This is a genomic window from Curtobacterium sp. PhB128 (genome assembly GCF_004340725.1).
In the GTDB taxonomy this organism is placed as follows: Bacteria; Actinomycetota; Actinomycetes; order Actinomycetales; family Microbacteriaceae; genus Curtobacterium.
Map to the genome: position 1 here is coordinate 134650 of NZ_SLUR01000011.1, position 17615 is coordinate 152264.

14 protein-coding genes are annotated in these 17615 nt (G+C 70.3%); 13 read left to right on the top strand and 1 reads right to left on the bottom strand.

All coding sequences use genetic code 11. The features are described 5' to 3' along the window. Window positions 1–40 precede the first annotated feature (40 nt). Complete coding sequence (locus EDF23_RS16920) at window positions 41–2545, bottom strand: hypothetical protein (protein ID WP_131922498.1); 2505 nt, start codon at window positions 2543–2545, stop codon at window positions 41–43. 135 nt (window positions 2546–2680) lie between these two features. Here EDF23_RS16920 and otsA point away from each other — a divergent pair, with 135 nt between their 5' ends. From otsA to EDF23_RS16985, 13 genes are all read left to right on the top strand, one after another. Continuing rightward, window positions 2681–4273, top strand: coding sequence for an alpha,alpha-trehalose-phosphate synthase (UDP-forming) (gene otsA / locus EDF23_RS16925; protein WP_123292265.1), 1593 nt, complete (start codon window positions 2681–2683; stop codon window positions 4271–4273). Then, window positions 4266–5048, top strand: a complete 783-nt coding sequence (gene otsB, locus EDF23_RS16930; RefSeq protein ID WP_123938751.1) for a trehalose-phosphatase — start codon at window positions 4266–4268, stop codon at window positions 5046–5048. Before otsA ends, otsB begins: the two co-directional genes overlap by 8 nt. A 93-nt stretch (window positions 5049–5141) precedes the next feature. Then, the gene (gene ilvD, locus EDF23_RS16935; protein ID WP_123292267.1) at window positions 5142–6836 is read left to right on the top strand and encodes a dihydroxy-acid dehydratase; all 1695 of its coding nucleotides are present in this window, start codon (window positions 5142–5144) and stop codon (window positions 6834–6836) included. Between the two features lie 47 nt (window positions 6837–6883). Then, window positions 6884–8707: an acetolactate synthase large subunit gene (locus tag EDF23_RS16940; protein ID WP_123292268.1), complete on the top strand. Its 1824-nt coding sequence runs from the start codon at window positions 6884–6886 to the stop codon at window positions 8705–8707. Further along, a complete protein-coding gene (gene ilvN / locus EDF23_RS16945) occupies window positions 8704–9204 on the top strand; it encodes an acetolactate synthase small subunit (RefSeq protein WP_022907763.1) in 501 nt (166 codons plus the stop codon). The genes EDF23_RS16940 and ilvN overlap by 4 nt, the downstream gene beginning before the upstream one ends. Window positions 9205–9255: 51 nt before the next feature. Next, a complete protein-coding gene (gene ilvC / locus EDF23_RS16950) occupies window positions 9256–10281 on the top strand; it encodes a ketol-acid reductoisomerase (RefSeq protein WP_111085939.1) in 1026 nt (341 codons plus the stop codon). A gap of 212 nt (window positions 10282–10493) precedes the next feature. Beyond that, window positions 10494–11684: a mannitol-1-phosphate 5-dehydrogenase gene (locus EDF23_RS16955; RefSeq protein ID WP_123292269.1), complete on the top strand. Its 1191-nt coding sequence runs from the start codon at window positions 10494–10496 to the stop codon at window positions 11682–11684. A 61-nt stretch (window positions 11685–11745) separates the two neighbouring features. Further along, window positions 11746–12210 (top strand): hypothetical protein, encoded by a 465-nt coding sequence (locus EDF23_RS16960; RefSeq protein WP_111085937.1) that lies wholly within the window; start codon window positions 11746–11748, stop codon window positions 12208–12210. After that, window positions 12207–12587 (top strand): hypothetical protein, encoded by a 381-nt coding sequence (locus EDF23_RS16965; RefSeq protein WP_131922500.1) that lies wholly within the window; start codon window positions 12207–12209, stop codon window positions 12585–12587. The genes EDF23_RS16960 and EDF23_RS16965 overlap by 4 nt, the downstream gene beginning before the upstream one ends. A 78-nt stretch (window positions 12588–12665) precedes the next feature. Further along, window positions 12666–14255, top strand: coding sequence for a phosphoglycerate dehydrogenase (gene serA, locus EDF23_RS16970; RefSeq protein WP_131922502.1), 1590 nt, complete (start codon window positions 12666–12668; stop codon window positions 14253–14255). After that, the gene (locus EDF23_RS16975; protein WP_131922504.1) at window positions 14255–15325 is read left to right on the top strand and encodes a 3-isopropylmalate dehydrogenase; all 1071 of its coding nucleotides are present in this window, start codon (window positions 14255–14257) and stop codon (window positions 15323–15325) included. Before serA ends, EDF23_RS16975 begins: the two co-directional genes overlap by 1 nt. A gap of 15 nt (window positions 15326–15340) precedes the next feature. Further along, the gene (locus EDF23_RS16980; protein ID WP_123339009.1) at window positions 15341–16450 is read left to right on the top strand and encodes a branched-chain amino acid aminotransferase; all 1110 of its coding nucleotides are present in this window, start codon (window positions 15341–15343) and stop codon (window positions 16448–16450) included. Between the two features lie 30 nt (window positions 16451–16480). Beyond that, window positions 16481–17251: a fumarylacetoacetate hydrolase family protein gene (locus EDF23_RS16985; protein WP_123292275.1), complete on the top strand. Its 771-nt coding sequence runs from the start codon at window positions 16481–16483 to the stop codon at window positions 17249–17251. Window positions 17252–17615: the final 364 nt, after the last annotated feature.

Below are 17615 nucleotides of genomic sequence, written 5' to 3' on the forward strand. Positions count from 1 at the left end.
CGGGGATCCCAGGCCGGCCGTCGTCGCGTGCGGTGGTGCGTCAGTAGGCGGAGACGAGCTTCCCGTCCTCGACCTTCAGGTACTGGTACACATCGAAGCTGTCCTCGCCGTGCTCTTTGTCCCCGAAGTACGAGGTGTAGTCGTACTCGACGACACCGTCCTTCGTGCTCTGCACCATGACCGTGCCCGAACCGGAGGCCTCGACCTCGACCTCGGGCATCGTCGTGACGTCGTAGCGCACGGCACCATCAGCGTCGTACGGGCCGTACCAGGGGCACCCGCTCAGCGCGCTGAGGTCGGTCTTCGTGGCGCAGTCGTCGATCAGGTCGGTCACGTACTGCTCGGCGTCCTGCTGCAGCGCCTTCGTGGCGGTGGGGGTGAAGTCGACGTACCCGGACGACGTCGCACCGACCGACACCTGCTCGGTGCCGCCGGTGAAGTACTTCGTCCCGCCGACCTGCACCTCGTAGGTGCCGGGGTAGGCGAGCGAGGTGAACCGGCCGTCGCTGATCTCGCCGATCTCCTTGCCGCCGACCGTGACCGGGGCGCCCTCGAGCACCTCGGACGCGGTCAGCGTGACGGTCTGGGCGAGCGGCTCGGTGACGCGCCACTCGTCCTTCACCAGGAACGCGGTGCCGGTGCGCCGGAGGCTGACCTGGCCGGAGCGGTTCTTGCCGTCCTGGGTGTAGCTGACGGTGGCGAGGGCGCTGTCACCGCTCGTCGAGACGCGGCCGACGCGGATGTCCGACGGTCGGTCCTTCGCGCTCTTCAGCACCGCGGTGTCGAGCATGGCGGCGTCGGACGGCACCTCGCTGAGTCGGGCGGCGGTGTCGGCGTCCCCGCTCGCGATGGCCTGCACGTAGGACTTCACGGTCGGCGCCGGGCCCCACACGTTGGCACGGAGCACACCGGTGGTGACGGCTCCCGCGATGACGACGACGACCACGGCGCCGCCGGCGATGAGCGAGCGGACCAGGACCTTCTTGGCGCGCGGCGACATCGGAGCGGGCGTGGGAGCGCCGCCGCCGACGAAGGGCCGTTCCGGCTGACCGGGGTGGCCGACGCCGGGCGTCGCCGCCCACGCTGCTGCCGCCGGGTCGCCCGCGGGCGCCGCCGACGGGAACGCCGGGTCGGCCGACGGGAACGCAGGGTCGGCCGGCGGGAACGCAGGGTCGGCCGGCGGGAACGCCGGAGTCGCTGCCGGGGAGGTCGGTGCGGCTGCGGGGCGCGGGTCCGCTCCGACGAGGCGCGAGGTCCGCAGCACCACGCCACCACCGAGGCGGGGGAGCAGCACGGGCGCGAGGTACCGTGCCACGGCCTCGATCGCGCCGCCCCACAGCGCGAACACGAGCGGCGTCAACGGTGCGATCCCGATCGAACCGGTCCCGCTGACGGCGCTGATGCCCGTCGCCTGGTAGGACACCAGGCCGGTGCCGAGCACGAAGAGCAGGAGCCCGAGGGCGAACCAGACGATCGGGGTCACGACCCAGTCCAGCGTGGTGCGGAACCGGTCGTTGCGGCGGACGGCGAGTGCGAGGCCCGCGACGACCGAGGTCACGACGACGAGCAGGACGACGAGCCAGGTCCAGCCGCCGGCACCGCCGAAGACCGACGCCGTGCTGCCCGCCGACCCGAAGCCGGACAGCCCGACGCCGCCGAGGAAGCCGAGGGCGGTGAGGCCGACCGCGACGTTGCCGACGAGCACCGGCAGCGCTGCGCCCCACGAGGGCTGTGCGACCAGGGCGACGACGATGACGACGACCGTCACCAGCACGACGAGCACCGTGAGCTGCGACGCCGCGACGCGCAGCGTGCCGAGGACGCGACCGGCGAACACGTTCCGACCGAGCAGGGCCGACGGGCGTGCGAGCACCGCGGCGAGTGCGCCGATCACGAAGGCGCCGAGGATGCTGCCGAGGCCGACCGCGTGCACGGGGTCGATGGAGGCGCCGGAGACGGCGGGGAACCGGATGGCGAGGATGCCCGCGGCGGCGTTGGTCAGCACCGTGGTCACCAGCCCGGACAGGACGGCGGTCAGCAGGATCGGGGTGCGCCCGAGGCCGCGGGTGCGGATGCGACGGGTGAGCACGACGGCCAGCACGACCTGCGCGGCGAGCACGAGCGCCGGGACGACCGCGAGCGCGCCCGACCCCGACCCGAGGAAGCCGATCGAGCCGGACAGGTGCAGGCGGCCGAGGTCGGCGAGGGCGACGAGCTGGGCGGGGGTGCCGAGCAGGACGCTGACCCCGGACAGCAGCGACTGGACGTCGGGGGCGCTCCCGGCGCCGAGGTCGGTCCCGGTGCCGGTCGACCCCGACCCGACGGAACCGGATCCGCCCGCTGCCAGCACGGCGACGGTGAGGAGCAGTGAGATCGCAGCGACCACGTAGGCGGCGACCCAGCCGCCGACGGCGGCGAGCACGGCCGCCAGCCAGTCACGGCCGGGCACGGACCGCAGCAGGCGACCGAACGCATCCGACGACTGCGGGCCGGGCTGCCCCGGCGGGACGGGCGGGACGGGCGGGTTCGGCGGGTTCTCGCTCATGGCTGGTGGGTCCTCTCCGACCGGGAGGCCGATGCCGCACGCCAGCACCCGTGTCCCCCCGACACGCACCCGCAGCGTACCGGAACCCGCCGATCCGCCGTGAATCCGCTGTCCGGGCGCTGGTAGGTTCCCACCGTGTCTGCGCCTTCTCGTTCCTCCACCAAGTACGCCTTCGTCGTCGCCTCGAACCGCCTGCCGGTGGACCGGGTCGTCGACCAGGACGGCAACGAGGGGTGGCGGCACTCGCCCGGTGGCCTCGTCACCGCCCTCGAGCCCGTGATGCGCGCGAACGACGGGGCCTGGGTCGGCTGGGTCGGCCAGCCCGAGGTCGAGGTCGAGCCGTTCGACAACGAGGGCATCCACATCGTGCCGGTCCCGTTGTCCGACGACGACGTCGAGGAGTACTACGAGGGCTTCAGCAACGACACCCTCTGGCCGCTCTACCACGACGTCATCGAGCACCCGAGCTACCACCGCGACTGGTGGAACGCCTACAAGCGCGTCAACGAGCGCTTCGCCGCCCAGATCGCCGAGATCACCGAGCAGGACGGCATCGTCTGGGTGCAGGACTACCAGCTGCAGCTCGTGCCGGCACTGCTCCGGGCCAAGCGTCCCGACCTGACGATCGGCTTCTTCAACCACATCCCGTTCCCGCCGGTCGGCATCTACGCCCAGCTGCCCTGGCGCGCGCAGATCCTGGACGGCCTGCTCGGCGCCGACGTCATCGGCTTCCAGCGCCACGACGACGCGAGCGACTTCCTCCGCGCGGTCCGTCACATCAAGGGCTACACGACGAAGGGCCAGACGATCGACGTCCCGGTCGACGACCCGGACGCACCGCGCAGCCGCAAGGGCATCACGGTCCGCCACGTCGAGGCCCGGCACTTCCCGATCTCGATCGACGCCGAGGCCTTCGAGGACATCGCGCGCCGTCCCGAGGTGCAGGAGCGTGCCCGCGAGATCCGCGAGAGCCTCGGCAACCCGAAGACGGTGCTGCTCGGCGTCGACCGCCTCGACTACACCAAGGGCATCCGACACCGCATCAAGGCCTTCGGCGAGCTCGTCGAGGACGGCCGCATCAAGGTCGAGGACGCCGCCCTCATCCAGGTCGCGAGTCCGAGCCGCGAGCGCGTCGACACCTACGCCACGCTCCGCGACGAGATCGAGCTGAGCGTCGGCCGCATCAACGGCGACCTCGGGGTCATCGGCCACCAGCCGATCTCGTACCTGCACCACGGCTACCCGCGCGAGGAGATGGTGGCGCTCTACCTGGCCGCCGACATCATGCTCGTCACCGCGCTGCGCGACGGCATGAACCTCGTCGCGAAGGAGTACGTCGCGGCCCGCTTCGACAGCGACGGAGTGCTCATCCTGTCCGAGTTCGCCGGTGCCGCCGACGAGCTGAAGCAGGCCGTCATCGTCAACCCGCACGACATCGGCGCGCTGAAGGACAGCATCGAGCGCGCGATCGAGATGCCGCGCCGCGAGCGCTCGACACGCATGCGTGCGCTCCGGAAGCGCGTGCGCGACAACGACGTGGCGCGCTGGTCGCGCTCGTTCCTCGAGGCGCTCGACCGGCACGCGCCGCGGAACGCCCAGCTCGACCCGTCCGCCACCGACCCGGCGGACCGACACCGTGAGGCGCAGACCGACAACATGTCGATCTTCGACCAGGACGCCCAGTCCGCCAGGGCTGCCGAGGACACCCGGGAGGCACGTGATGACTGAGACCACCACCGACCAGACCGCCATCGACACGGCTCTCGAGACGCTCGCGGCTGCGCCGCGACTCATCGTCGCCCTCGACTTCGACGGCACGCTCGCGCCCTTCGCCGACGAGCCGTCGCAGGTCGGCGCCCTGCCGGGCTCGTGGGCAGCGGTCCTGACCCTGCACCGCGCGAAGGACACCGAGGTCGTGCTCGTCTCCGGTCGCCCGCTCGGCAGCCTCGCGGCCGTGTCGCACGCGCCGCAGGACATGGCGCTGGTCGGGTCGCACGGTGTCGAGTGGCGCGTGGACGGCCACGACGAGGCCGCCCTGACCGACGACGAGGTCGCCCGCGTCGCACGCATCGGTGCGGCGCTCGACGAGGTCGGCGCGCGGTACCCGGGCGTCGTCATCGAGCACAAGCCGGCCGGCCACGGCGTGCACACCCGTCGCGTGAGCGCCGAGGTCGCCGCGCAGGCGAACGCCGACGCGAGCCGTGCGGCGCACGATGCCGACGCCGACGTGCTCGAGCGCGGTGGCAAGGACATCGTCGAGTTCGCCGTCCGGCACGTCACGAAGGGCGACGCGATCGCCCGGCTGCGCGAGCTCCACGGTGCCGACGCGGTGTTCTTCGCCGGTGACGACGTCACCGACGAGGACGGCTTCCGCGTGCTCGGGGACGGCGACGTCGGCGTGAAGGTGGGCCCGGGGGAGACCCGTGCCGGGTACCGCATCGCGGACCCGGCGGCCCTGACCGGCGTCCTGAAGCAGCTCGCGCGCCTGCGTGCGACGCGCTGACCAGGGTGATCCGGGCCTCCCGTCCGCCACGCGGAAGCATGCGAACGCATGAAGGTGCGCGACTGGTATCCCAATCGGTCCTAGACTCGCTCCATGCCTGATATCGACGTCAAGCCGCGCAGCCGGGTCGTCACCGACGGGATCGAAGCAACCACCTCGCGTGGCATGCTGCGGGCCGTCGGTATGGGAGACGAGGACTGGAGCAAGCCGCAGATCGGCATCGCGTCCTCGTGGAACGAGATCACGCCCTGCAACCTCTCGCTCGACCGCCTCGCACAGGGCGCGAAGGAAGGCGTCCACTCCGGAGGCGGCTACCCGCTGCAGTTCGGCACCATCTCGGTCTCGGACGGCATCTCGATGGGCCACGAGGGCATGCACTTCTCGCTCGTCTCGCGCGAGGTCATCGCCGACAGCGTCGAGACCGTCGTCAACGCCGAGCGCCTGGACGGCACCGTCCTGCTCGCCGGCTGCGACAAGTCCCTGCCGGGCATGCTCATGGCCGCCGCGCGCCTCGACCTGGCGAGCGTGTTCCTGTACGCGGGTTCGGTCATGCCGGGCTACGTGAAGCAGGCCGACGGCACGATGAAGGAAGTCACGATCATCGACTCCTTCGAGGGCGTCGGTGCCTGCAAGGCCGGCACCATGTCCGAGGAAGAGCTGAAGAAGATCGAGTGCGCCATCGTCCCGGGCGAGGGCGCCTGCGGTGGCATGTACACGGCCAACACCATGGCGAGCGTGGCCGAGGCCCTCGGCATGTCGCTGCCGGGCTCCGCCGCCCCGCCGAGCGCCGACCGCCGCCGTGACTACTACGCGCACCGCTCCGGCGAGGCCGTGGTGAACATGCTCGAGCACGGGATCACCGCCCGCCAGATCCTGACGAAGGAAGCCTTCGAGAACGCGATCGCCGTGGCGATGGCCCTCGGCGGCTCCACCAACGTCATCCTGCACCTGCTCGCCATCGCCTACGAGGCCGAGGTCGAGCTGTCGCTGGACGACTTCAACCGCATCGGTTCGAAGGTCCCGCACCTGGCCGACATGAAGCCCTTCGGCAAGTACGTCATGGTCGACGTCGACCGCAACGGCGGCATCCCGGTGATCATGAAGGCGCTGCTCGACGCCGGCCTGCTGCACGGTGACTGCCTCACCGTCACGGGCAAGACCGTCGCCGAGAACCTGGCCGAGATCGACCCGCCGGCGCTCGACGGCGAGGTCTTCCGCACGCTCGACAACCCGATCCACGAGACCGGCGGCCTGACCGTCCTGCAGGGGACCTTCGCCCCCGAGGGTGCCGTGGTGAAGACCGCGGGCTTCGACGCCGAGGTGTTCGAGGGCCCCGCGCGGGTGTTCGACCGCGAGCGTGCCGCGATGGACGCCCTCACCGAGGGGAAGATCCAGAAGGGCGACGTCGTCGTCATCCGCTACGAGGGCCCCAAGGGCGGCCCGGGCATGCGCGAGATGCTCGCCATCACCGCAGCCATCAAGGGCGCGGGCCTCGGCAAGGATGTACTACTCTTGACCGACGGACGATTCTCAGGCGGCACAACCGGCCTGTGCATCGGCCACATCGCACCCGAGGCAGTGGACGCAGGTCCAGTTGCCTTCGTGCGCGATGGCGACCGCATCCGTGTCGACATCGCGGCTCGCTCGCTCGACCTACTGGTCGACCCGACCGAGCTGGAGGCCCGCCGTGACGGCTGGGCCCCGCTGCCCCCGCGCTACACCCGCGGAGTCCTCGCGAAGTACGCCAAGCTCGTGAAGTCCGCCGCCCAGGGCGCGGTCACGGGCTAGCGTTCGACACACGCACCATCGCCACCTCTCCAGGCAAGGACCACCTCATGCCCACGGAAGCAACTCCGCTGTCCGCGGCCGCCGGTGCACGCCGGTCGCCGGAGATCCTGACCGGCTCGGGAGCCGTCCTCCGGACGCTCGAGCACCTCGGGATCACCGACGTCTTCGGCCTGCCGGGCGGTGCCATCATCCCGTTCTACGACGAGCTCATGGCGTCGAAGACGATCCGCCACATCCTCGTCCGCCACGAGCAGGGCGCCGGCCACGCCGCCGAGGGCTACGCCTCGGCGTCCGGCAAGGTCGGTGTCGCCATCGCGACGTCCGGCCCCGGTGCGACGAACCTCGTCACGGCCATCGCCGACGCCTACATGGACTCGGTGCCCTTCATCGCGATCACCGGCCAGGTGTTCTCGACGCTGATGGGGACCGACGCGTTCCAGGAAGCCGACATCGTCGGCATCACGATGCCGATCACGAAGCACTCGTTCCTGGTCACGGACCCGGCCGACGTGCCGGCGACCCTGGCCGCGGCGCACCTCATCGCGACGACCGGTCGGCCCGGCCCCGTGCTGGTGGACATCACGAAGGACGCCCAGCAGAAGTCGGCGCCCTACGTCTGGCCGCCCAAGATCGACCTGCCCGGCTACCGACCGGTCACCAAGGCGCACGGCAAGCAGATCACCGCGGCCGCGCAGCTCCTGGCCGAGGCCGAGCGTCCGGTGCTCTACGTCGGCGGCGGCGTGATCCGCTCCCGTGCGACCGCCGAGCTGCTCCGCTTCGCCGAGGCGACGGGTGCGCCCGTCGTGACGACGCTGATGGCACGCGGCGCCTTCCCGGACTCGCACCCGCAGCACCTCGGCATGCCCGGCATGCACGGCACCGTCCCGGCGGTGCTCGGTCTGCAGGACAGCGACCTGATCATCGCGCTCGGTGCCCGCTTCGACGACCGCGTGACGGGCAAGGCCGACGAGTTCGCGCCGAACGCCAAGGTCGTGCACGTCGACATCGACCCGGCCGAGATCTCGAAGATCCGCTTCGCCGACGTCCCGATCGTGGGCGACGCCCGTGAGGTCCTGGTCGACCTGCTCGACGCGTGGGGCGGCATCGCCGTCGACGACCGCGCCTCGACGGCCGACTGGTGGACGAAGCTCCGCCAGCTCAAGGTCGACTTCCCGCTCGGGTACGCCGAGCCGACCGACGGGCTGCTCGCCCCGCAGGCCATCATCAAGCGCATCGGCGAGCTCTCCGGACCCGAGGCCGTCTACGCCTCGGGTGTCGGACAGCACCAGATGTGGTCGGCGCAGTTCATCAAGTACGAGCGCCCGAACGCCTGGCTGAACTCCGGCGGCGCGGGCACGATGGGCTACTCCGTCCCCGCCGCGATGGGCGCGAAGGTCGCCCAGCCGGACCGCGTGGTCTGGGCGATCGACGGCGACGGCTGCTTCCAGATGACGAACCAGGAACTCGCGACCTGCGTCATCAACGACATCCCGATCAAGGTCGCGATCATCAACAACTCGTCGCTCGGCATGGTGCGGCAGTGGCAGACGCTGTTCTACGACGGTCGTCACTCGTTCACCGACCTCGAGACCGGCCACGACTCGCGCCGAGTGCCCGACTTCGTGAAGCTGGCGGACGCGTACGGTGCCCTCGGCATCCGCGTCGAGAAGGCCGACGAGGTCGACGCCGCCATCCAGCTCGCACTCGAGACGAACGACCGCCCCGTGGTGATCGACTTCGTCGTGAGCCGTGACTCGATGGTCTGGCCGATGGTCCCGCAGGGAGTCAGCAACTCGTCCATCGAGTACGCCCAGGCCCTCGCACCCACCTGGGACGATGAGGACGCCGACATGACGGGGGAAACCGCATGAGCCACGTCCTGTCCCTCCTCGTCGAGGACAAGCCCGGTCTGCTGACCCGCGTCGCGGGCCTGTTCGCCCGCCGCGGGTTCAACATCGAGTCGCTCGCCGTCGGCAACACCGAGGTCGACGGCCTCAGCCGGATCACCGTCGTCGTCGACGTCGAGGACCTCCCGCTCGAGCAGGTGACGAAGCAGCTCAACAAGCTCGTCAACGTCATCAAGATCGTCGAACTGGACTTCTCGCAGTCCGTCCAGCGCGAGCACATGCTCGTGAAGGTCCGCGTCGACAACCAGACACGGTCGGCCGTGCTCGAGGCAGTGAACCTGTTCCGCGCACAGGTCGTCGACGTCGCGAACGACTCGCTCATCGTCGAGGTGACCGGAGACCCCGGCAAGATCCAGGCGATCCTCCGCGTCCTCGAGCCCTACGGCATCAAGGAGCTCGCCCGTGCGGGACTCCTCGGCATGGGTCGCGGACCGAAGAGCATCACCGACCGGGTGCGCTGACCAGCGGTCCGCCACCCCCACAATCCACCAGAACCAAGGAGACACACCCTCGTGACTGACATCGTGTACGACGCCGACGCCGACCTGACGCTCATCCAGGGCAAGAAGGTCGCCGTCATCGGGTACGGCTCGCAGGGCCACGCCCACGCCCTCAACCTCCGTGACTCGGGTGTCGAGGTCAAGATCGGCCTCAAGGAGGGCTCGAAGAGCCGCCAGAAGGCCGAAGAGGCCGGCTTCGAGGTCCTCACCCCGGCCGACGTCACCGCCTGGGCCGACGTCGTCGTCATCCTCGCGCCGGACCAGGTCCAGCGCATCGTCTACGCCGACGACATCCGTCCGAACCTCAAGCCGGGCGCCACGCTCGTCTTCGGCCACGGCTTCAACATCCGCTTCGGCTACATCGAGGCGCCCGAGGGCGTCGACGTGTCGCTCGTCGCCCCGAAGGGCCCGGGTCACACCGTCCGTCGCGAGTACGAGGCCGGCCGCGGCGTCCCCGTCATCGTCGCCGTCGAGGTCGACGCGTCGGGTTCCGCCTGGGACCTCGCCTGGTCGTACTCGAAGGCCATCGGTGGTCTGCGCTCCGGCGGCATCAAGACGACCTTCACCGAGGAGACCGAGACCGACCTGTTCGGCGAGCAGGCCGTCCTGTGCGGTGGCACCTCGCAGCTCATCCAGTACGGCTTCGAGACCCTGGTCGAGGCGGGCTACCAGCCGCAGATCGCGTACTTCGAGGTCCTGCACGAGCTCAAGCTGATCGTCGACCTGATCTGGGAGGGCGGCCTCACCAAGCAGCGCTGGTCGATCTCCGACACCGCCGAGTTCGGCGACTACGTCTCCGGCCCGCGCGTAATCTCGCCCGACGTCAAGGAGAACATGAAGGCGGTGCTCGCGGACATCCAGAACGGTGCCTTCGCGAAGCGCTTCATCGACGACCAGGACGCCGGCGCACCCGAGTTCAAGGCGCTGCGCGCCAAGGGCGAGGGCCACCCGATCGAGGCGACCGGCCGCGAGCTCCGCGCGCTCTTCGCGTGGAAGCAGAACGACGGCGACTACGTGGACGGCTCGGCAGCGCGGTAGTCTTCCGAGGAACACTCGATGACGAGGCGGCGGTGCAGCCCTTGCACCGCCGCCTCGCGACGTGACCCGAACGTTATGCAGCAGCTCTTCTCCAGCCCCGACGCCGTGGACCGGCGTCCCCTCGGCGTGCGCCCGGACGATGTGCGACAGCCGTCGTCCGCGGTCCGCACGAGCGGTCAGGGGCGGACCGACCAGCATGGGATGATCATCGGATGGCGGTGACGAAACGAGCGGTCCACATCGGCGCCGGCAAGATCGGGCGTGGGTTCGTGGGCCAGTTCCTCGTGGCGAGCGGCTACGAGCTCACCTTCGTCGACGTCGACGACCGTGTGGTGTCCGCGTTGAACGAAGCCGGACGCTTCGTGGTGCACGAGGTCGGCGAGATGCCGGTCGAGCACCTCGTCTACGGCTTCCGGGCGCTCAGCAGCAAGACCGACCGCGACCGCGTGATCCAGGCGATCGCCGAGGCGGACGTCGTGACGACCGCCGTCGGCGCCCGGACGCTCCCGCTCGTCGCACCGCTCATCGCCGAGGGACTCGCGGCACGTCCGCTCGAGCGCGGCGACGTCACGATCGTGGCGTGCGAGAACGCGTTCAACGCCACCGATTCGCTGCACGCGAGCATCCGGCGTGCGCCGGTGCTCGAGGACCGCGACATCGCCGCGGTCTTCGCGAACTGCGCCATCGACCGCATCGTCCCCGACCAGTCCGGCGTGCTCGGGCAGTCCGGCGGCCTCGACGTCGTGCTCGAGCCCTTCTACGAGTGGGTCATCGAGCGCACGCCGTTCCTCGGCTCCGACGCCGAACCCCCGACGATCGAGGGCGTCACCTGGGTCGATGACCTGCAGCCCTTCGTCGAGCGCAAGCTCTACACGGTGAACACCGCGCACGCGACGGCCGCCTACCACGGCTACGTCCGGGGCATCCGGCTCATCCGCGAAGCCCTCGAGGACGACGCCGTCCGTGCCGAGGTCGACGGCGTGCTCGCCGAGACCACCGCGCTGCTCGTCGCGAAGCACGGCTTCGACCCGGAGGACCACGCACGGTACGTCGCGGCGAACCTGTCGCGCATCGCGAACCCGCACCTCCCCGACACCACCGTGCGCGTCGGACGAAACCCGCTCCGCAAGCTCGGCCGACGCGAACGCTTCGTCGGTCCCGCCGCGCAGCTCGCCGAACGCGGGTTGCCGGTCGAGCACCTGCTCGGGGCCGTCCGCGTCGCGCTCGCGTTCGACGACGAGAACGACCCGGAGTCGATCGAGCTGCACGCGCTGCTCCGCTCCGGCGCGACGGCGCACGCGCTCACCGAGATCCTCACCGGCCTGATGGAGAGCCACCCGCTCTTCCCCGCCGTGCGGGACGTCGTCGCCGAGGTGCTCGCGACGCAGCCCGCCGACGCCTGAGCGCACCTCCCACCGGGAACCCGTGGTCTCCCCGTGCGCCGGTCCCTCGTAGGATCGAGGCATGAACACGGCAGCATCCCCACCCGACGGGTCGGTCGACCCGGACGTGACGAACGCCGTCGACCACGACGACGAGGCGCTCAGCTGGGGTGACGCCGACGACGCCACCCACGTCGACGCCGCGCACAACCCGGTCGCCGTCAAGGACCGTGGCGACCGCGACCCCGAGGCACCGGAGACCTCCGGCGCCCTCGTCGGGTTCGGCGTGTTCGGTGGGCTCTACCTGCTCTACACGGTCGCCTGGCTGCTGACGGCGTCGACCTCGTACGTCTCGGGTGTCGACACCGTCCTGACGGTCTTCGTCGAGGTGCTCCGGTTCCTCGCCATCCTCGCGCCGGCGCTGTGGTTCACGGTGGTGCTGTGGGCCGCCCGCGGCAGCCGGACCCGGACCCGACTGCTCTGGATGCTGCTCGGCGCCGTGGTGCTGTTCCCGTGGCCGTTCCTGCTGACGCGGAGCTTCGGGTGACCGCCGCGACACCGGTCGGCCACCGGTCGCGCGGTCCGGTCGTCGGCCGCATCGCGGTCTGGCTCGTGTTCGCCGTGCTCTTCGCCTACATGACGGTGCAGGCGGTGGGGAACCTCACGCAGATCTCGCAGCGGGTGGACGAGTTCAACGCGTTCCTCGCGACCACCTCCGGTGGCGAGTCGCTGCAGGCCAGCACACCGTGGGTGTGGTTGGTCCTGGACATCCTGATCGCCCCGGTCGCCTTCGTGGTCGCCCTGGTGATCACGCGCCGTGCGCGGCTCGCGGTCACCCTCGCCGTGTTCGTCCTCGCCTTCGCGGCGGCGGGCGCCCTCTGGCTCGACCTGCAGCTGTTCGTGCCGAGCCTGCTGCAGTTCTAGGCGCCCGCGGTCGTAACGGGCCGCGCACGTCGATAGCATGGTGGGATACCAACCGTCTCTCGTGAGGAAACAGCAGCTGTGTCGAAGCCGGTCGTCCTGATCGCCGAAGAACTCTCGCCCGCCACGGTCGACGCCCTCGGGCCCGACTTCGAGATCCGGAACGTGGACGGCACCGACCGCCCCGCGCTCCTGTCGGCCCTCGCCGACGCGGATGCCGTGCTGGTGCGTTCCGCCACCAAGGTCGATGCCGAGGCGATCGCCGCGGCCCCGAACCTCAAGGTCGTCGCCCGTGCCGGTGTCGGCCTGGACAACGTCGACATCAAGGCGGCGACCACCGCCGGTGTCATGGTGGTGAACGCGCCGACGTCGAACATCATCTCCGCCGCCGAGCTCACCGTCGGGCACATCCTGTCGCTCGCCCGCCACATCCCGGCCGCGCACGCGTCGCTGGCCGCCGGTGTGTGGAAGCGCTCGTCGTACACCGGCGTCGAGCTCTACGAGAAGACCGTCGGCATCATCGGTCTCGGCCGCATCGGCGCGCTCATCACGCAGCGCCTGCAGGCCTTCGGCGTCCAGGTGATCGCGTACGACCCCTACGTCACGACGGCCCGCGCCCAGCAGCTCGGGGTCGAGCTCGTCTCCCTCGACGACCTGCTGCGGCGTGCCGACTTCGTCACCATCCACATGCCGCGCACCCCCGAGACCCTCGGCATGATCTCGGACGACCAGTTCGCGCTCATGAAGCCGACGGCGTTCGTCGTGAACGTCGCCCGCGGCGGCCTGATCGACGAGGATGCCCTGCACCGTGCACTGACCGCGAACACCATCGCGGGTGCCGGCCTCGACGTCTTCGTGTCGGAGCCCCCGAAGGACTCCCCGCTCGTCGCGCTGCCCAACGTCGTCGTCACGCCGCACCTGGGTGCCTCGACGGACGAAGCGCAGGAGAAGGCCGGCGTCTCGGTCGCCAAGTCGGTGCGTCTCGCACTCGGCGGCGAGCTCGTGCCGGACGCGGTCAACGTCGCCGGCGGCGTCATCGACCCGTACGTCCGCCCCGGCATCCCGCTCGTCGAGAAGCTCGGCCAGGTCTTCACGGCCCTCGCCACGTCGCCCGTCACGAGCATCGACGTCGAGGTCCACGGCGAGCTCGCCGAGTACGACGTCAGCGTGCTCAAGCTCGCGGCGCTCAAGGGCGTCTTCACCGACGTCGTCAGCGACCAGGTCTCCTACGTCAACGCCCCGCTCATCGCGGAGCAGCGCGGTGTCACCGTACGGCTCATCACCGAGACCGACAGCCCCGAGTACCGCAACGTGCTCACGATCCGCGGCGCCCAGTCCGACGGCCCCGCGATCAGCGTCTCCGGCACGCTCACCGGCCCCAAGCAGGTCGAGAAGCTCGTCGAGATCAACGGGCACGACGTCGAGGTCCCGCTCGACCGGCACCACGTCGTCATGGAGTACGTCGACCGCCCGGGCATCGTCGCGGTCTACGGCAAGGAGTTCGGCGAGGCCGGCATCAACATCGCGGCGATGCAGATCTCGCGCGAAGCCGCCGGCGGCCAGGCGCTCAGCGTCCTCACCGTCGACTCGCCGGTGCCCGCCGAGATCCTCGAGCACGTCGGCCGGGCGATCGACGCCTCCTCGCTCCGCGAGATCGACATCACGCTCTGATGGCCGTCCGGACGCTCCAGCTCGCGGTGATCCGCGGGGACGGCATCGGACCAGAGGTGGTCGACGAGGCCCTCAAGGTCCTGCACGCCGTGACCCCGGACGACCTCGTCATCGAGGAGACCCCGTTCTCCCTCGGTGCGACGCGCTACCTCGAGACCGGTGACATCCTCACCGAGGACGACATGTCCGCCATCGCGTCGCACGACGCGATCCTGCTCGGCGCCGTCGGCGGGGACCCCCGCGACCCCCGGCTCGCCGGCGGGATCATCGAGCGTGGGCTCCTGCTGAAGCTGCGCTTCGCGTTCGACCACTACGTCAACCTGCGACCGACCAAGGTCCACGACGCCGTCGCGACGCCGCTCGCCGACCCGGGCGCGGTGGACTTCGTCGTCGTGCGCGAGGGCACCGAGGGGCCGTACGTCGGCAACGGCGGAGCGATCCGAACGGGCACGCCGCAGGAGATCGCGACCGAGGTCTCGCTGAACACCGCGTTCGGTGTCGAGCGGGTCGTCCGCTACGCCTTCGACCTGGCGAACCGTCGGGCACGGAAGCACCTCACGCTCGTGCACAAGAGCAACGTCCTGGTGCACGCCGGGGCTCTGTGGCAGCGCACGGTCACAGCCGTCGGGGCGGAGTTCCCGGACGTCACGGTGGACTACCAGCACGTCGATGCGGTCACCATCCACATGGTGCGGGATCCTGCTAGGTTCGACGTCATCGTCACCGACAACCTCTTCGGTGACATCATCACCGACCTGGCCGGCGCGATCAGCGGCGGTATCGGTCTGGCGGCCTCGGGCAACATCAACCCGGACGGCACCTTCCCCAGCATGTTCGAGCCGGTCCACGGCTCCGCGCCGGACATCGCGGGTCAGCAGAAGGCCGATCCCACGGCCGCCATCCTCTCCGTCGCACTGCTGCTCGACCACATCGGTCGCAGCGACCTGGCGACGGCGGTGACGCGGGCCGTCGAGGCGGACCTGGCAGACCGGGGCACCACGCAGCGTCGCACGGCCGAGATCGGCGACGCCATCGCCGCCGCGGCCACGGCACGCACCACCACCGCCTGAGAAGGAGCCCTCCCCATGAGCACCGACACCGCCTTCGGACTCGAGTTCGCCACCACCCCGTCGGCGGACCGCCGCGCCGCCGCCGAGCGCGAGGAGATCCTCGCCGACCCGGGCTTCGGCAAGCACTTCACGGACCACATGGCCACCGTCGAGTGGACGCTCGACGGTGGTTGGCACGGTGCCTCGGTCCACCCCTACGGCCCGCTCTCGCTCGACCCCAGCGCCAGCGTGCTGCACTACGCGCAGGAGATCTTCGAGGGGCTCAAGGCGTACCGGCACGCGGACGGGTCAGTGTGGTCCTTCCGCCCGGACGCCAACGCTCGTCGGTTCCAGCGGTCGGCCCGTCGGCTGGCGCTGCCGGAACTGCCGGTCGAGGCCTTCGTCGAGTCGATCCGGCAGCTCGTGCAGACCGACGTCGACTGGGTGCCGTCCGCGCCCGAGACGAGCCTGTACCTCCGGCCGTTCATGATCGCGACCGAGTCGTTCCTGGGGGTGCGTGCGGCGCAGGCGGTGGCGTACCACTGCATCGCGAGCCCGGCCGGGGCGTACTTCACCTCGGGCCCGAAGCCGGTCTCGATCTGGCTGTCGACCCAGTACGCCCGCGCCGGCAAGGGCGGGACCGGTGCCGCCAAGACCGGTGGCAACTACGCGTCGTCGCTGCTGCCACAGCAGGAGGCCTACGAGCACGGGTGCCAGCAGGTCATGTTCCTCGACTCGGTCGAGGGCAAGTACCTCGAAGAACTCGGTGGCATGAACGTCGTGCTCGTGAAGTCCGACGGCACGCTCGTCACGCCGGACTCCGACTCCATCCTCGAGGGCATCACGCGCGACTCGATCCTGCAGTTGGCAGAGGACCGCGGGCTCACGGTCGAGAAGCGCCGGGTGACCCTCGACGAGTGGCGTGACGGTGTGGCCGACGGCTCCATCACCGAGGCGTTCGCCTGCGGGACGGCCGCAGTGGTGACCCCGATCGCGGAGCTCCGCGGCGAGGGCTTCACGATCGGTTCGCCGACCGAGGGCGCCGGGGAACTCACGATGTCCCTGCGCGACGAGCTCACCGACATCCAGTACGGCCGTCGTCCCGACCCGCACGGGTGGATGACGAAGCTGACCGACGCGTCCTGATCGAGGCTCGGGCGTGGGTAGGGTCGAACGGTGAAGATCGCACGGTTCAGCAGCAAGGGTGAAGACCCCCGGTACGGCATCCTCGACGAGCGGCACCTGGTGGTGCTCGCCGGAGACCCGATGTACCAGGGGTTCGAGACCACGGGGGAGCGCGTCGCACTCGCCGACGCCAAGCTCCTCGCCCCCGTCATCCCGAGGTCGAAGGTCGTCGGGGTGGGGCTCAACTACCTCGAGCACGCCTCGGAGATGGACGAGCGTGCCGGCGACGACCCGGTGGTGTTCCTCAAGCCGAACACCTCGGTGATCGGACCCGACGAACCCATCCGTCTGCCGGCGGACATCGGCCGCGTCGACCACGAGGGCGAACTCGCCATCGTGATCGGATCGCTCGCCAAGAACGTCCGGCGTGAGGACTTCGCGAGCGTCGTGCTCGGGTACACGATCGCCAACGACGTGACCGCCCGCGACCTGCAGGCCCGCGACGGCCAGTGGACCCGTTCGAAGGGGTTCGACACCTTCTGCCCGCTCGGTCCGGTGATCGAGACCGAGATCGACCCGTCGGACATCCGCATCGAGACCCGCGTGGACGGCGACCTGCGCCAGGCGGGTTCAACGAACGAGATGGTGCACGACATCCCCTCGCTGGTCGAGTTCGTGTCGTCGATCTGGACCCTGCTGCCCGGTGACGTCATCCTGACCGGTACCCCCGCCGGGGTCGGCCAGATCCGCGACGGCGAGGTCGTCGAGGTCACGATCTCGGGCATCGGCACGCTCAAGAACCCGGTGATCGCGCGCCACTGACCCGGCTCGTCAGCCCACGGCCCGTTCCCCCTCGGGGGAGCGGGCCGTTCCGCGACCGGGGCCGTTCCGCGCGACACGCCCGGGATGCGGCCTGGCTTGGCGCAGCCGTTCGTCCCTGCGTAAAGTAATCACTCGTTGCCACGGCGGCGGAGAACGGAACGGCTGAGACGGTCACTGGGTTTACCCGGGGATCTTGTCCGCCACGGTTCTTCCCCGGGCAACGGATTCACCAGCCTCTCTGGCGGAGCATCTTCGGGTGTCGAGCGGGGGAGTGCGTCTGGTCCTTGAGAACTCAACAGCGTGCACATTGTCAATGCCAATTTATTGATTGACCTCGTGCCTGGGCAGCTTTGGTTGTTCAGGT

Excerpts from the sequence above, each read along its gene's own strand:
- EDF23_RS16920 (WP_131922498.1), bottom strand. The coding sequence starts at position 2,545 with ATGAGCGAGAACCCGCCGAACCCGCCCGTCCCGCCCGTCCCGCCGGGG.
- otsB (WP_123938751.1), top strand. The coding sequence starts at position 4,266 with ATGACTGAGACCACCACCGACCAGACCGCCATCGACACGGCTCTCGAG.
- ilvD (WP_123292267.1), top strand. The coding sequence starts at position 5,142 with ATGCCTGATATCGACGTCAAGCCGCGCAGCCGGGTCGTCACCGACGGG.
- EDF23_RS16940 (WP_123292268.1), top strand. The coding sequence starts at position 6,884 with ATGCCCACGGAAGCAACTCCGCTGTCCGCGGCCGCCGGTGCACGCCGG.
- ilvN (WP_022907763.1), top strand. The coding sequence starts at position 8,704 with ATGAGCCACGTCCTGTCCCTCCTCGTCGAGGACAAGCCCGGTCTGCTG.
- EDF23_RS16955 (WP_123292269.1), top strand. The coding sequence starts at position 10,494 with ATGGCGGTGACGAAACGAGCGGTCCACATCGGCGCCGGCAAGATCGGG.
- EDF23_RS16960 (WP_111085937.1), top strand. The coding sequence starts at position 11,746 with ATGAACACGGCAGCATCCCCACCCGACGGGTCGGTCGACCCGGACGTG.
- EDF23_RS16975 (WP_131922504.1), top strand. The coding sequence starts at position 14,255 with ATGGCCGTCCGGACGCTCCAGCTCGCGGTGATCCGCGGGGACGGCATC.
- EDF23_RS16980 (WP_123339009.1), top strand. The coding sequence starts at position 15,341 with ATGAGCACCGACACCGCCTTCGGACTCGAGTTCGCCACCACCCCGTCG.